Origin of the sequence: Phenylobacterium sp., from assembly GCF_035569475.1 — a bacterium.
GTDB lineage: Bacteria > Pseudomonadota > Alphaproteobacteria > Caulobacterales > Caulobacteraceae > Phenylobacterium.
Map to the genome: position 1 here is coordinate 18,580 of NZ_DATMNA010000036.1, position 13,826 is coordinate 32,405.

At 68.9% G+C, this 13,826-nt stretch carries 13 protein-coding genes and 1 riboswitch; of the genes, 6 read left to right on the top strand and 7 right to left on the bottom strand.

Going from position 1 to position 13,826, the window contains the following annotated elements:
* Window positions 1–3: 3 nt before the first annotated feature.
* From VNW53_RS05155 to VNW53_RS05170, 4 genes are read left to right on the top strand one after another with little or no spacing between them, the layout of a single operon-like run.
* The gene (locus tag VNW53_RS05155; protein WP_325554025.1) at window positions 4–831 is read left to right on the top strand and encodes a F0F1 ATP synthase subunit A; all 828 of its coding nucleotides are present in this window, start codon (window positions 4–6) and stop codon (window positions 829–831) included.
* A gap of 34 nt (window positions 832–865) precedes the next feature.
* Window positions 866–1,105 (top strand): F0F1 ATP synthase subunit C, encoded by a 240-nt coding sequence (locus tag VNW53_RS05160; RefSeq protein WP_325554026.1) that lies wholly within the window; start codon window positions 866–868, stop codon window positions 1,103–1,105.
* Between the two features lie 30 nt (window positions 1,106–1,135).
* A complete protein-coding gene (locus VNW53_RS05165) occupies window positions 1,136–1,663 on the top strand; it encodes a hypothetical protein (RefSeq protein ID WP_325554028.1) in 528 nt (175 codons plus the stop codon).
* A 6-nt stretch (window positions 1,664–1,669) separates the two neighbouring features.
* Window positions 1,670–2,161, top strand: a complete 492-nt coding sequence (locus VNW53_RS05170; protein WP_325554029.1) for an ATP F0F1 synthase subunit B — start codon at window positions 1,670–1,672, stop codon at window positions 2,159–2,161.
* A gap of 131 nt (window positions 2,162–2,292) precedes the next feature.
* On the opposite strand, the gene VNW53_RS05175 is transcribed toward VNW53_RS05170, so the two are convergent.
* From VNW53_RS05175 to VNW53_RS05200, 6 genes are all read right to left on the bottom strand, one after another.
* Window positions 2,293–2,694, bottom strand: coding sequence for a hypothetical protein (locus VNW53_RS05175; protein WP_325554031.1), 402 nt, complete (start codon window positions 2,692–2,694; stop codon window positions 2,293–2,295).
* A gap of 237 nt (window positions 2,695–2,931) precedes the next feature.
* Window positions 2,932–4,503 (bottom strand): aminomethyl-transferring glycine dehydrogenase subunit GcvPB, encoded by a 1,572-nt coding sequence (gene gcvPB / locus VNW53_RS05180; protein ID WP_325554032.1) that lies wholly within the window; start codon window positions 4,501–4,503, stop codon window positions 2,932–2,934.
* On the bottom strand, window positions 4,500–5,837 hold the full coding sequence (gcvPA, locus tag VNW53_RS05185) for an aminomethyl-transferring glycine dehydrogenase subunit GcvPA (RefSeq protein WP_325554033.1): 1,338 nt from the start codon (window positions 5,835–5,837) through the stop codon (window positions 4,500–4,502). The genes gcvPB and gcvPA overlap by 4 nt, the downstream gene beginning before the upstream one ends.
* A gap of 163 nt (window positions 5,838–6,000) precedes the next feature.
* On the bottom strand, window positions 6,001–6,366 hold the full coding sequence (gene gcvH, locus VNW53_RS05190; protein ID WP_325554034.1) for a glycine cleavage system protein GcvH: 366 nt from the start codon (window positions 6,364–6,366) through the stop codon (window positions 6,001–6,003).
* A gap of 10 nt (window positions 6,367–6,376) precedes the next feature.
* A complete protein-coding gene (gene gcvT / locus VNW53_RS05195; protein ID WP_325554035.1) occupies window positions 6,377–7,525 on the bottom strand; it encodes a glycine cleavage system aminomethyltransferase GcvT in 1,149 nt (382 codons plus the stop codon).
* A gap of 58 nt (window positions 7,526–7,583) precedes the next feature.
* Window positions 7,584–7,705, bottom strand: a riboswitch (glycine riboswitch).
* A gap of 422 nt (window positions 7,706–8,127) precedes the next feature.
* Complete coding sequence (locus VNW53_RS05200) at window positions 8,128–8,847, bottom strand: SDR family oxidoreductase (RefSeq protein WP_325554037.1); 720 nt, start codon at window positions 8,845–8,847, stop codon at window positions 8,128–8,130.
* Between VNW53_RS05200 and VNW53_RS05205 the strand changes: the two genes are divergently transcribed.
* Both VNW53_RS05205 and VNW53_RS05210 read left to right on the top strand, forming a co-directional pair.
* Complete coding sequence (locus tag VNW53_RS05205; protein WP_325554038.1) at window positions 8,834–9,847, top strand: LysR family transcriptional regulator; 1,014 nt, start codon at window positions 8,834–8,836, stop codon at window positions 9,845–9,847. The two genes, VNW53_RS05200 and VNW53_RS05205, sit on opposite strands and share 14 nt — an antisense overlap.
* A 167-nt stretch (window positions 9,848–10,014) precedes the next feature.
* Window positions 10,015–12,141, top strand: coding sequence for an FkbM family methyltransferase (locus tag VNW53_RS05210; RefSeq protein WP_325554040.1), 2,127 nt, complete (start codon window positions 10,015–10,017; stop codon window positions 12,139–12,141).
* Here the strand turns inward: VNW53_RS05210 and VNW53_RS05215 are convergent.
* Window positions 12,138–13,700, bottom strand: a complete 1,563-nt coding sequence (locus VNW53_RS05215) for a glycosyltransferase family 2 protein (protein WP_325554042.1) — start codon at window positions 13,698–13,700, stop codon at window positions 12,138–12,140. The genes VNW53_RS05210 and VNW53_RS05215 overlap by 4 nt on opposite strands.
* Between the last annotated feature and the right edge of the window lie 126 nt (window positions 13,701–13,826).

Here is a 13,826-nt window from a genome sequence, read left to right on the forward strand (position 1 = left end):
CTTATGGCGAACCAACCGGCCATCCAGCCGATGGAACAGTTCATGGTCCACAAGATCGTGGACCTGCCTGTCGTGCACATCGGCGGCATGGCCCTCGACCTGTCGATCACCAATTCCGTGGCCAGCATGATCGCCGGGGCGATCGTCCTGGTGCTGTTCTTCGCGCTCACCGCGCGGCGCGAGATCGTGCCGAACCGCGGCCAGGCCCTGGCCGAAAGCCTCTACAACATCATCGACCGGGTGCTGGTCGGGCCGATCATCGGCCACGAGGGCAAGCCCTACGTGCCCTACATCTTCTCGCTCTTCCTGGTCATCCTGGTGCTGAACCTGATGAGCGTGGTGCTGGCGATCTTCAACATCGGCGGCATGGAGCTGACCTTCGCGGTGACCGCCCAGTTGGCGATCACCGCGACGCTCGCGGTGCTGACCTTCTTCAGCGTCTTCATCCTGGGCTTCGTGAAGCACGGGCCGAAGTTCCTGACCCTGTTCGCGCCCTCGGGCATGCCCAAGGTCATGCTGGTCTTCATGGTCCCGATCGAGATGCTGTCCTACTTCGTGCGGCCGGTGACGCTGGCCATGCGTCTGTTCGGCAACATGCTGGGCGGCCACGTGGTGATGAGCCTGTTCGGCTCCTTCGTGGTGGCGCTGGGCATCCTGGCGCTGTCGGGCGGGGTGGCGACGCTCGCCTTCATCCCCAGCGCGCTCTCCTTCTCCATGATCGTGGCGCTCACCGGCCTGGAGCTGGTGGTCGCGGTCCTGCAGGCCTTCGTCTTCGCGGCGCTGGCCACCGTGTACCTCAACGAGGTCGTGAACTTCGGTCACGGCCACTAACCCAACCCGAAATCTTCGAGAGGAACCACCTGACATGAACGCCGTCGCTGACTTCCATACCTACAAGCTGATTGGCGCGGGTCTCGCCGCCATGGGCATGATCGGCGCCGGGGTCGGCCTGGGCGTGCTGTTCGGCTCCTACCTGCAAGCCGCCATCCGCAACCCGGCCGGCGCCGCCAGCCAGCAGACCATGCTGTTCCTCGGCATGGCCCTGACCGAAACCATGGGCCTGTTCGCCTTCGTGGTGTCGCTGATCATCCTGTTCGGCTCCTAAGCCCGAACCGTCCCAAGAGGCTGATCGCCGATGGCGACCGAGACCCAAGAAAGCACGGCCCCGGCGGAACATGCGTCCGCCGGCCTGCCGCAGTTCGACTTCCAGTGGTGGCCGGGCCAGATCGTCTGGTTCCTGGTCGTCTTCCTGTTCGTGCTGCTGTTCGTCCGCCTGTTCGTGTCGCCGCGGGTCGGCGGCACGATCGACGCGCGCGAGGGCAAGATCAGCGGCGACATCGCTGACGCCCGGCGGCTGAAGGAAGAGGCCGAGGCGCAAGCCGCCGCCGCCGCCGCCGAGACCGCCCAGGCCCGCGCCGCGGCCCAGCGCCTCGCCGCCGAGGCGCGCGCCAAGGCCCAGGCCGAGGTCGCCGCCAAGCTCGCCGAGGAAGAGGCCAAGCTCGCCGAGAAGGGCGCCGTGGCCGAGGCCCGGATCGCCAAGTCGCGCGACGCGGCCATGGGCAACGTCGCCGGCATCGCCGCCGATGCGGCCGGCGCCATCGTGGCCAGGCTCACCGGCAAGGCCGCATCGGCCGCGGAGCTCTCCGCGGCCAAGGGATCGTAGACGCCGATGGAACTCCTGACCTCCGCCCACTTCTGGGTCGGCGTGGCCTTCGTGGTCTTCGTGGTGATCCTGGTCTTCGCCGGGGTGCACAAGTTCGCCTGGAAGGCGCTGGGCGACGCGGGCGACAAGGTCCGCGCCCAGCTCGACGAGGCCAACCGCCTGCGCGAAGAAGCCCAGGCTCTGCTGGCCCGCATCCAGTCCGACCGCGAGCATTCCGAGAAACTGGCCGCCGAAATCATGGCCAACGCCCAGGAGCAGGCCCAGCGGCTGCAGGCCGAGGCGCAGGAACGGCTCGCCGAGCAGATCGAGCGCCGCGGCCAATTGGCCGAGCGCCGCATCGCCACCGCCGAGGCCCAGGCCGCCGCCGAGGTGAAGGCCGCGGCCGGCGAACTGGCCGCCGAGATGGCCGAGACCGTGCTCGCCGCCCGCATCGCCGGCGCCAAGTCCGATCCGCTCATCGACAGCGCCATCGGCCAGCTCGCCGGCAAGCTGCAGTAGCGCCCACAACTGTCGTCCCGGGTTTCGCGGAAGCGAAAGACCGGCACCCATAGGCGTCGACGGGTCCGCAGCTATCCTGAGAGTTTCGCGAGTATGGTCCCGGACAAGCGCTGGGATGGCACGTTTGGTGACTAGGCCGTCCGTGGCCTGAGCCGGCGGCCGAGGTAGCGGCGGCAGCGGGCGGCGAAGCGGATGCGCTTAGGCAGCACCAGCCGTTCCAGCCGCAGGTACTGCTGCCAGAACACCGGGATGATCTCCGGGTCGCGGCGCATCAGCCGGCGGATCGGGAACACCATCTTCGGGTGGGCGTGCTGCATCCGCAGGAACTGGCGCTTGGCCCGGAACGAGTTGCGCAGGACGATCATCAGCCCGATCACCAGCAGCGGCAGGCCGATGTGCCCCGGCAGCGGCGCCAGGATCAGGCCCGCGATCATGATGATCCCCCCCAGCCCAAGCAGCAGCCAACGCGCCACGCGCGAGGCTAACTCGCGGGCGAACTCGTCAGAGGCGCGGTAGACGCGCAGGGAGGGCATGGCGAAAGTCACTGGAATCAGACCTGGGAACGCGCGCACGGCCCAAGGGGAGGTCGAACCGCCGCTGCGCAAGCTTGATATGCGAACGCTCTCTAGAGTCGTAAAGGCGCCGGCCGGGTTAAATTTCGCTCATTTCGCCTATTCGGCCACGGATGGCGCCGGCGCCACACCTGCGATGCAAGCCGGCCACGAGATCCTCGCGCCAGACGCGAAATCTCCCTCCGTCTACGGAAAGGCCTATTCCGCCGCCAGCGGCGCCTCCTGCTCCGGCCGCCAGGTCAGCTTCGGCTTGCGCGCCGCCAGGGTCTCGTCGAGCCGGCGCAGCGGGGCGAGATAGGGCGCGCCGGTGAACCGCTCGGCGTCGCCGGCCTTGGCCGCCCCGGCGAGCGCCAGCAGGGCGTCGCAGAAGCGGTCGAGCTCGCGCTTGGACTCGGTCTCCGTAGGCTCGATCAGCATGGCGCCGTGCACCACCAGCGGGAAGTACATGGTCATCGGATGGAAGCCCTCGTCGATCATCGCCTTGGCGAAGTCGAGGGTGGTGACGCCCGTGCTTTCCAGCCAGGCGTCGTCGAACAGCGCCTCGTGCATGCAGGGGCCGTCGGGGAAGGCGGGCGTCATCTCGGCGGACAGGCGGGCCTTGATGTAGTTGGCGTTCAGGACCGCATCCTCGGCGACCTGGCGCAGGCCGTCGGCGCCGTGGCTGCGCATGTAGGCGTAGGCGCGGACGTACATGCCCATCTGCCCGTGGAAGGCGCACATGCGGCCGAAGGCGCTGGCGGCCTCGCCCTTGGCTTCCTCGACGAGCTCCAGGCCGGCCTCGCCGTGGACGATCCAGGGCGCCGGGGCGAAGCGGGCGAGGGCCTTCGACAGCACCACCGGGCCTGCGCCGGGACCGCCGCCGCCGTGGGGTGTGGAGAAGGTCTTGTGCAGGTTGATGTGCATGGCGTCGACGCCGAGGTCGCCGGGCGCTACGCGGCCCACGATGGCGTTGAAGTTCGCGCCGTCGCAGTAGAAATAGGCCCCCGCCTCGTGGGTCAAGCGGCTGATTTCCATCACATCTCGCTCGAACAGGCCGCAGGTGTTCGGGTTCGTCACCATGATGGCGGCGACGTCGGGGCCGAGCTTGGCGGCGAGGTCGGCGAGGTCGACGCGGCCGTCGGCGGTCTGGGCGATCTCGGTCACCGAATAGCCCACGAAGGCGGCGGTGGCAGGGTTGGTGCCGTGGGCCGAGGTGGGCACCAGGACCGTGCGGCGGTGGCCCTGGCCGGCGGCCTCGTGGGCGGCGCGGATGCAGAGCAGGCCGCAGAGCTCGCCGTTGGCGCCGGCCTTGGGCGTCATGGCGACGGCGGGCATGGCGGTCAGCGTCTTCAGCCAGTGGGCCAGGCGGTCGATCAGCTCCAGCGCGCCCTGGGTCGTCGAGACCGGCTGCAGGGGGTGCAGGTCGGCGAAGCCGGCAAGGCGGGCCATCTTCTCGTTGAGGCGCGGGTTGTGCTTCATGGTGCACGAACCCAGCGGATAGAGCGCCAGGTCGATGGCGTGGTTCTTCTGGGAGAGGCGCACGTAGTGGCGCATCGTCTCCGGCTCGGAGAGGCCGGCCAGACCGATCGGCGCCGCGCGTACCAGGTCGCCGAGGTCCGAGGCGTCGTGGTCGGCCGCATCGAAGTCGACGCCGGTCTTGTCCCAGCCGCCGAGCTCGAACAGCAGCGGCTCGTCCTGGAGGAGACCGCGGCCGCCGGTGAGCGACGCATGGCCCTCAGGACCGCCGGCGGCGTTGGGTCGGGTGGGGCGGCCCACGCTGGACATGCTCATTGGCCGAGCCTCCACTTCAGAGCGGCAGACAGGGCCGCGATATCTTCCGATGTCGTGGTCTCGGTGGCGGCCAGCAGCAGGACGTCGTCCATGCCGGCCCCGGGCGCGAGCCGCGAATAGGGCACGCCGGCGACCACGCCGTCGGCCAGCAGATCCTCGACCACATGGGCCGCGTCGGGCACGCGCACGGCGATCTCGTTGAAGAACCGGGGGGTAAGGATCTCCACCGTCCCCTTCAGGGCGGCGGCCAATTCGCGCGCGCGGCTGTGGTTGATCGCCGCCATCTGGCGCAGGCCCACCTCGCCCAGCAGCGACAGGTGGATGGTGAAGGCCAGCGCGCAGAGGCCGGAGTTGGTGCAGATGTTGGAGGTCGCCTTCTCGCGGCGGATGTGCTGCTCGCGGGTCGAGAGCGTGAGCACGTAGCCGCGCCGGCCGTCGGCGTCGACGGTCTCGCCGCAGAGGCGGCCGGGCATCTGGCGAACCAGCTTCTCGCGGCAGGCGAACAGGCCGACGTAGGGGCCGCCGAAGTTCAGCGAATTGCCGATCGACTGGCCTTCGGCCACGGCGATGTCGGCGCCCATCTCGCCCGGCGATTTCAGGAGGCCGAAGCTGACGGCCTCTGTGGTCACCACGATCAGCAGCGCGCCGGCGGCATGGGCGGCGTCCGCGATCCGGGTGACGTCGGTGACGACGCCGAAGACGTTGGGAGTCTGGACCACGACGCAGGCGGTCTCGGCGTCGATCGCGTCGATCACCGCGGCCTCGGCGTCGATCGCCGCGGCCTGCCGGACGATCTCCATCCCCTCGGCGTGCGCGATGGTCTGGGTGACGGCGGCGTAGTGCGGATGCAGGCCGCCGGAGAGGATGGCCTTCTCGCGGCGCGTCACCCGCTGGGCCATCATCACCGCCTCGGCGCAGGCCGTGGAGCCGTCGTACATCGAGGCGTTGGCGACCTCGAGCCCGGTCAGGGCGGCGACCTGGGTCTGGAACTCGAACAGGACCTGCAGGGTCCCTTGCGCGATCTCCGGCTGGTAGGGCGTGTAGCTGGTCAGGAACTCCGAGCGCTGGATGATGTGGTCGACGCTGGCCGGCACATGGTGGCGATAGGCGCCGGCGCCGCAGAAGAACGGGCCCTCGCCCGCCGGGCGGTTGCGGGCGGCCAGGCCGGCGAGTTCGCGCTCGACCTCCATCTCGCTCGCCCGCGTCGGCAGGTCGAACAGGGCCGCCTTGCGGGCGGCCGCCGGCACGTCGGCGAACAGCGCCTCGACATCGGCGGCCCCGATCACGCCCAGCATCTGGGCGCGATCCTCGGGGGTCAGGGGCAGGTATCTCATTCGGTCAGTTCCAGTGGAGTCTTCGGGCGTGTTGAGGTCTCAGCGCCCCCTCCGTCCTTCGGGTCCCCCTCCCCCGTGAACGGGGGAGGTTCTGAGCGTCCGATACCTCTCCTGCGAGCGGGGGAGGGGGACCACGAAGTGGTGGAGGGGGCGCTGGTTCAAATCAAAGCGTCTGCAGGTAGGCTTCGTAGGCCGGGCGATCCATCAGGGCGTCGACTTCGGCGGGGTTGGCGACCTTGACCTTGGCGAACCAGCCGGCGGCTTCCGGGGCGGCGTTGACGGTCTCCGGCGCATCGCCGAGCGCGGCGTTGGCCTCGACCACCTGGCCCGAGATCGGGGCGTAGACGTCCGAGGCGGCCTTGACGCTCTCGACCACCGCGAAGCCGTCGCCGGCCTTGACGGTCTTGCCGACGTCGGGGGTCTCGACGAACACCACGTCGCCCAACTGTTCGGCGGCGTAGGCGGTGATGCCGACGGTGGCGACATCGCCGTCGACCTCGACCCACTCGTGATCCTTGGTGAAGCGCATGGGGTTCTCTCTAGGCTGGGAGTTTGCGGACGTAGCGGTGGGGGACGAACGGCGCCTTCACGACTTCGGCGGCCTGTGGCTTGCCGCGGACGATGACCTTGAGCTGGGCGCCGATCTCGGGGTTCACGCCGCGAACGAAGCCCAGCGCGATGCCGCATTTCAGGACGGGGGAGAAGCCGCCGGAGGTGACCACCCCGATCACCGCGCCGCTCGCGTCGGCGATCTCGGCGCCTTCGCGGGCCGGGGCGCCTTCGAGGACCTTCAGCGCCACGCGGCGGCGCGCAGGGCCTTCGGCCAGTTCCTTGACGATCCGCGCCGCACCGGGGAAGTCGCGCTGCTCGCGGCGGTTCTTGTTGATGGCGAAGGTCAGGTCCGCCTCGACCGGGCTGACGGTCTCGTCCAGGTCGTGGCCGTAGAGCGGCAGGCCCGCCTCCAGCCGCAGCGAATCGCGCGCGCCCAGGCCGATCGGCTTCACCCGCCGGTCGGAGAGCAGGATGTTCCAGACGTCGTCGGCGGCGACGTCGGGGACCGAGATCTCGTAGCCGTCCTCGCCGGTGTAGCCGGAACGCGAGACGATCAGGTCGACCCCGAAGGCGGTCATCAGGCGCACGTCCATGAAGCCGAGCGTGCCGGCCTCCGGCGCATAGTGCTGGAAGACGGCCGCGGCTTCCGGGCCCTGCAGCGCGATCAGGGCGCGGGTCTCCAGCCGCTCGATGGCCACCTGGCCGGCGAGCTCGGCCTCAATGACCTTGAAGTCGTTGTCCTTGCAGGCGCCGTTGACCACCACGAAGAGGCCGTCGTCGCCGGTCCCCTCGGAATTGACCGGCCGCGCGGCCATCAGGTCGTCGACGATGCCGCCCGCGCGGTTGAGCAGCACCGAATACTTCTGCCGGCCGGGCTTCAGGTTGATAAAGTCACCGGGGACCACCTCCTCGAAGGCGGCCCGGGGGTTCACGCCGCGCAGCCGCGCCTGGCCCATGTGGGAGACGTCGAAGATGCCGGCGTGCTCGCGGGTCCAGAGGTGCTCCTTGAGCACGCCCTCGGTGTACTGCACGGGCATGTCGTAGCCCGCGAAGGGCACCATGCGCGCGCCCAGCGCCAGGTGCGCCGCGTGCAGCGGGGTGGTCTGGAGGGGGGCTTCGGCGGGCGACTGGGCCACAGGTGGGGACTCCGGCTGACGATGGGGCGAGCCGCCGGGGGACGGTCCCCTGGCATCCCGCGCCCCCGCTGTCCTTGGGCCTGAGAGATTTCGGACCGCCCTAATTCGGCGCGTCCCCTGCTCCTTCGGCGTCCGCCTGCGCTCTCACGAGCTTCGGAGGATCTTTCCAGCGTGCATCAGCTCGTCGCGGTCCGTTTGCCTGAGCGTTTCCGGGGCGGTTGCGCCTTCGGCTCCGGGGCGCCCCGCGGTGGTCAGCCGGGTCCCGATCTCTCCCGCGAGAGTTGGCGGAGGGATGCGGGATTGGGGGTGGGGAGTCAAGGCGGGGGGCGACTCCGCTCTTCTCGCGAGTTGGTTCGCGCGTGGCCCTGGCGCAGATCGATGCCGATGATCCGATCGCCAGGACGCTATTGGGCGCCCCGTCGAATCGAACAGTTGCGCCGGGATTTGGCGGCGAGCATTCCCTGCGATCCCCCTGAAGATTGCCCGAAGGAACAGCTTCGCTCCAAGCCATTTGGGAATTGCTCCCGGCCCCTGGAGCCTTTCGTCATGGCTCGGACAAGCCGGGTCATGACGTCTTCGACATGGGTGATTATGTCACCGACCTAGGCGAGGAGGCCGCCGCCGTCGACGTAGAGCACCTGGCCCGTCACGTAGGTCTGGCGGATGAGGTAGAGGTAGCCTTGCGCGATCTCCTCCACCTCGCCGGCGTGGCCGACGGGCAGGCGTGCGGCCTCGGAGGCGTAGAAGGCGTCGCGTTCGGCCTCGCCCATGCCGGCCCAGAGGTCGGTCTTCACGACGCCCGGCGAGACGCAGTTCACCCGCAGGGGCTTCAGGTCCACGGCGAGCGCCCGGGTGAGCCCCTCCATCGCGCCGCAGATGCTCGACGCCGCCGCCCAGCCGGGGCCCAACGGGCGGGCGCCCGCCGTGCCGGAGGTGAACACCATGGAGCCGCCGTCCCGGATCGCCTTGCGCCCGTACTTGGCGGCGGCGAGCGCGCCCCAGTACCGGAGCTCGAAGAATCGGCGGACTTGGGCGAGATCGGCCTCCAGCCCCAGGAGCTGCAGGGGCTCCCCGGCCGTGTAGACGAGATGATCGAACTCGCCCACCGCCTCGAAAAACCCACGCGTGGCGGTCTCGTCCGAGAGGTCGACCGCGCGGCCTTCGGCGCCCGCGCCCAGGGTGGCGACCGCCGCCGTCACCCGCGTCGGGGAGCTCGAGCCGACCACGACTTCGGCTCCCCGTTCAGAGGCGGCCTTGGCGACCGCGAAGCCGATGCCGGACGTACCGCCGAGCACGACGATGCGTTGCTTGTTCAAGGTCATGGCGAAACTCCTCAAGATTTGGATGCCGCACGATCCGCTTTACCCGACCTGGAATCCAACGCATCTTTGTCATGCTGATGTTGCCGAAAACTCATCCATGACGTTCGACGCGCGCTTGCTCTCAGGCGTCGGGGTGATGGCCGCCGTCGTGGAAAGCGGCGGCTTCACCCGGGCGGCGGAAGCCGTCGGGTTGACGCCATCGGGGGTCAGCCGGGCCATCGCGCGGCTTGAGGCGCAGGTCGGGGCTCGGCTGTTCGACCGGCATCCCCGGATGGTGGCGCTGACCGAGGCCGGAGCGCGCTTCCATGCCGAGGTGGCGCCGCTCCTCGCCTCGATTACCGAGGCCGCCGAGACCGCCGCCGCCGACTCCACCCAGGTCCGCGGCCGGCTGAAATTGAGCGTCGACCCGTGGTTCGCGCGCATTGTGCTCGCGCCGCGACTGCCGGCGCTGCTGGCGCGCTATCCGGAGCTTTCGCTGGAGCTTCGTGTGACCAACGCCTTCGAGGAGATGCTCGCCGGCGGCGCCGATCTCGCCCTGCGCTTCGGGCCGCCGCCGACCTCAAGCCTGATCGCCCGCAAGCTCCTGGAGACGCGGGTCCTGACGGTCGCCACGCCGGCCTACCTGGCCGGCCGGCCGGCTCTCCGCGCGCCCGCCGACCTCGCCAAGCACGACGCGATCCTGTTCCGCGATCCGCAGTCCGGACGGGCGTTCGCCTGGGAGTTCCATCGCGGCGGCAAGACGATCGAAGTCCCTGTCGCCGGCCGCCTCGTGCTGGACGATCCTTCCGCGGCGCTGGCCGCCTGCGAGGCGGGACTGGGTCTGTTCCAGAGTTTTGAACTGGGGCTCGAACCCTGGCTGACCAGTGGCCGGCTGGTCACCGTGCTGGACGATTGGGCGGAGGAGCGCTTCCCGCTCCACGCCTACTATGCGTCGCGCCGCCAGTTGCCGGCCAAGGTGCGCGCTTTCCTGGATTTCATCGCGCTCAGCCTGACGGCCTGACGGCCTGACGGTGAAGGCCAGGCCGGGGCGGCTGGCCCACCTGCGCTGAATGCCCGGGGCTATGGTGGCTAAGGCAGCCGGATGCCGGCCGCCAAACCTCCTCGGGGAGAGAAGCGGAGAGGGCGGGGCTCCCGGCGCTGCGCGAATCCTGAGACACATCTCGTCCGATGACGCGCTACCGATCCGCGATCCTGTCCGAGCTCAGTCGCGCAAGGTTCGCCGACGTCGACGGCAACTACGACCACGAGCTGGGTCCCGAGCCGCCGCCACCGCCGGGCGTGGTGCGGCAGGCTCTCACCGTCTCCCGGGAACGGGCGCGCGAGGCCAGGCGCCTGCTGGAAGAGGCGCTCGGGGCGCTCGGCCGGGCGCTGCAATACAGCCTCTCGCCCGGCCGCTATTTCTCGAAGCACGCGGCCGAGGAGATCGCGCGCGGTCAGTATCTTTACGATCGCCTGGCCGATAAGCGGTCCCGCGCTCTGCTGCTGAAGCTGGTCGCGTTCAAGGTGCTGGGCCATCGGAAGGTCAAGCTTCCCCGGAACACGCCGGACTACCTGCCGACCATCGAGTCGATGAACCAGTTCGTCACGGACGCGCCGCCCGTGAAGATCAAATTCATGGACCTCGCATTGTCGGTCTTCGACACCAAGCCGCTCGGCTACGATATGCGCGTCCATGCGACGAGCACCGGCCTCGCCTACGCGATCCGGCAGATGCAGTACGAATATCACAACGGCGACGTGCACTGTAAGGCCGAGGCCGGCGATGTGGTGATCGATGCGGGGGGCTGCTGGGGCGAGACCAGCATGTACTTCGCCCATGAGGTCGGCCCCTCCGGCGCCTGCGTTTCCTACGAATTCATTCCGAGCAACATCGCGGTGTTCGAGCGCAACCTCGCGCTCAACCCACACCTGGCTTCGCATGTGTTCCTGGTCCGGCGCCCCATCTGGAGCCGCTCCGGCCACGTGCTGCACTTCGTCGACTGGGGTCCGGGGAGTCGCGTCGCCGCCGATCCGGGCGGCCAGTTCCGGCCGGACGGTCAGACCGAGACCATCACGATCGACGAGACGCTGGAGAAGCTGGGTTTCGACCGCGTCAACTTCATCAAGATGGACATCGAAGGCGCCGAGCTCGAAGCGCTGAAGGGCGCGGAGGGGTCGATCCGCAGGCGCCGACCGAAGCTTGCCATCAGCCTATACCACCGGCCCGAGGATTTTACCGAGATCCCGCGCTACATCGACAGCCTGGACCTCGGCTACAAGTTCTACCTTGAGCACCACACGCTCTATGGGAACGAGACCGTGCTGTTCGCCGTCCCGTCGCCCCGCGCGCTCGACGCCGCCTACGCCCTGCGCAGACAAGGCGACCTCGCAGGCGCCGAGTCGAAATACGACGAGATCATCACGGCCGATCCGGGCGGCCAAGACGCCATGACGGCGCGCAATGACCTCCTCCGGCTCTACGAGGAAACGCACCGCCCGGACGACGCCGAGCGGATCATGCGGGCCGCGCTGAGCGTCGCCCCGAGCGACGCCAAGTGGCGGTATAGGCTGGCGACGACGCTGCTTCGGCAGGGACGGTACATCGAGGCCTGGGACAGCTACGAGGCGCGCGCCGACCTCAACGGCTCGCGTGACGCGGTGCGAGGTCTGCCCTTCCCGGAATGGCGGGGTGAACCGGTCAGGACGCTGCTGGTCTGGCCCGACGGCGATTTGGGCGACGTGATCCAGCACTCGCGCTATCTGCCGCTGCTTCGCGACCGCGGGATCTCGGTGACCCTCGCCTGTCCGCCGGCGCTCTCGGCCCTGCTGGAGCCGCTGGTCGACCGGGTCATCCCACTCGCGGCGGATCTCGACGCGCCGGATCAGGACGCCTGGGTGATGATCGGCTCGCTGCCGCGTGCGTTCGGGACCGGACCCGACGCCGTGCCGCCCCCGGCGCTCGTCGCGGGGCCGGAAGGCGGCGTTGGCGTTGGCGTATCGCTCGAGGGGCTGGAGGGTCTGCCGGAACGCGACAGGATCGCCATCACCGCACGCGCCGAGGCCCTTTCGGGGCCGGGCGCTGTCCGGCTGGATGAGGTCTGCGCGGGGCTCGACGCCCCCGCGATCGCAGGCAAGCTTGCGGAATTGGAGCACGTCGTCTGCCCGCCCGGCGCCTTGGCGCATCTGGCGGCGTCCCTTGGCAAGCCCACGACGGTCTTGATTCCGGAGTGGAACACCGACTGGCAGTGGGGCCAGGACCGGGAGGATTGCGCCTGGTATCCGTCGATCAAGCTGATCCGGGTGTCCGCCGCCTAGATGGGGGCGGGGGTTCGGCCCGGGACGGCCGGCGCGCCGCGGGCGGGCTTGTGCACGAGCAGCTCGATCTGGAACTCGCTGCAGACGTTGAGGGTCGTCTCGGCCAGGCGGCCGGCGCTTTCCGGCGACAGCATGCCGGACTGGAACTGGCTCTTGTAGGGCTCGTCCAGGATCACCGTCCGCTCGATGATCTCGAAGTCGACCTTGTTGCGACGGGCCAGCGGCTGCGGGTCGGCGGGCGACGGCGCCAGCCCGTCGAACAGGCCCAGCAGGATCGGGCTGACCACGCGCACGCAGGTGGGGTCGTACAGGAAGGCGTTGTGCTGCGGATGCTTGGCGACGATCTTGATCTTCGCCCCCGGCTGGCAGACCCGATAGAGCTCGCGCATCATCCCCTGGAAGGTCTTGAGGTCGCCGCCCATGTGTTCGAGGGACCGCTCGAATTTCACTTCCTTGGCGTAGTTGTCCGGCCACGGCCAGGGCGTGTGCTCCAGGTCGACGACCATGTCGGCGTCGACGTCGCGGCGGATGTCGACGTTGACGTAGGGCACCCAGCCGCGGAGGCCGGCGCCGAGATTGAGCGTGGCGCCCGAGGTCCTGGCGCGCCGGCCCGGAATCCACTTGGCAAGCCAGACGTCCATCCAGCGGTAGGCCTTCTCCCAGATCCGGTAGCGCCGGCGGACCCCCTCGTAGTAGCGGCGCTTTTCAGGCGTGAAGCCATCCTCCTCGCGCCCGTTCAGCAGCAGCCGGTCGCAGTAGTGGTAGATCGACTTGGTGAACTGAGGGACGTAGCGGTAGCGGAGCCAGCGATTGCACGCCCTCAGACTGTCGATGTTCCACATCCAGCCCTTGGTCTCGCTCATGTTCGAGAACAGCCCGCCGGCATGGGCGCGATAGACCGACCAGGGCTCCGGGAAGAAGCGGATCTTGCCGTGCTGGGCGTGGGCGATGGTGATGAAGATGTCGCAGGACAGCGGGCTTCGCAGGTAACGCGGCACCTTGCCTCGGAACACGTTCCGGAACGTGAGCGACGAGGCGTGGAAGAACGACGACAGCATGATCAGCTCGCCGATCTCATGGGCGTCCTTCAAATAGGGCTCCATGAAGAGGTGCGGCTCCTTCGAGCCGTCCTCGTAGACCTTGATCGTGTTGTTGGCGCAGGCGACGAAGTCGGGGTTGGCGTCGAGGAACGCGACGTGGGCCTGCAGCCGGTCGGGCGAGGCCCAGTAGTCGTCGCCTTCAAGGAAGGCGATGTAGTCGCCGTCGAGCGTGCAGAAGCCTCGATAGAAATTCTTTTGGGTGACCTTGTTGCCGATATTCTTCTTGTTGATGAAGGGCTTGACCACACCGGGATAGCGCGCGGCGTAGTCGCGGACGATGTCCTGGGCGCCGTCGGTGGAGCAGTCGTCGATCACGTGGATGGCGAAGGTGAAATCCGTCTTCTGGGCCAGGACGCTTTCGATCGCCTGGGCGAGGTACTTGGCGTGGTTGTAGGTGATGATCATCACCGTCACCTTTGGACGCCCGCCCCGGCCCTGCTTCACAATCGGCTGCTGCAAACCTGCCCCCAAATGCGGTCCGTCTCCCCGCGCGAAAGGCGCGGCGCTGCGGTCAGGACACATCAGACACCAGGTTATGCCGACTCGCCGGGCGGCGGCGATAGCAGCGGCGCACGGACTTGGACA

Bases quoted from the DNA above. Each gene is read 5' to 3' on its own strand.
- VNW53_RS05155 (WP_325554025.1), top strand. From the start codon at position 4: ATGGCGAACCAACCGGCCATCCAGCCGATGGAACAGTTCATGGTCCAC.
- VNW53_RS05160 (WP_325554026.1), top strand. From the start codon at position 866: ATGAACGCCGTCGCTGACTTCCATACCTACAAGCTGATTGGCGCGGGT.
- VNW53_RS05165 (WP_325554028.1), top strand. From the start codon at position 1,136: ATGGCGACCGAGACCCAAGAAAGCACGGCCCCGGCGGAACATGCGTCC.
- VNW53_RS05170 (WP_325554029.1), top strand. From the start codon at position 1,670: ATGGAACTCCTGACCTCCGCCCACTTCTGGGTCGGCGTGGCCTTCGTG.
- VNW53_RS05175 (WP_325554031.1), bottom strand. From the start codon at position 2,694: ATGCCCTCCCTGCGCGTCTACCGCGCCTCTGACGAGTTCGCCCGCGAG.
- gcvPB (WP_325554032.1), bottom strand. From the start codon at position 4,503: ATGAGCATGTCCAGCGTGGGCCGCCCCACCCGACCCAACGCCGCCGGC.
- gcvPA (WP_325554033.1), bottom strand. From the start codon at position 5,837: ATGAGATACCTGCCCCTGACCCCCGAGGATCGCGCCCAGATGCTGGGC.
- gcvH (WP_325554034.1), bottom strand. From the start codon at position 6,366: ATGCGCTTCACCAAGGATCACGAGTGGGTCGAGGTCGACGGCGATGTC.
- VNW53_RS05200 (WP_325554037.1), bottom strand. From the start codon at position 8,847: ATGACCTTGAACAAGCAACGCATCGTCGTGCTCGGCGGTACGTCCGGC.
- VNW53_RS05210 (WP_325554040.1), top strand. From the start codon at position 10,015: ATGACGCGCTACCGATCCGCGATCCTGTCCGAGCTCAGTCGCGCAAGG.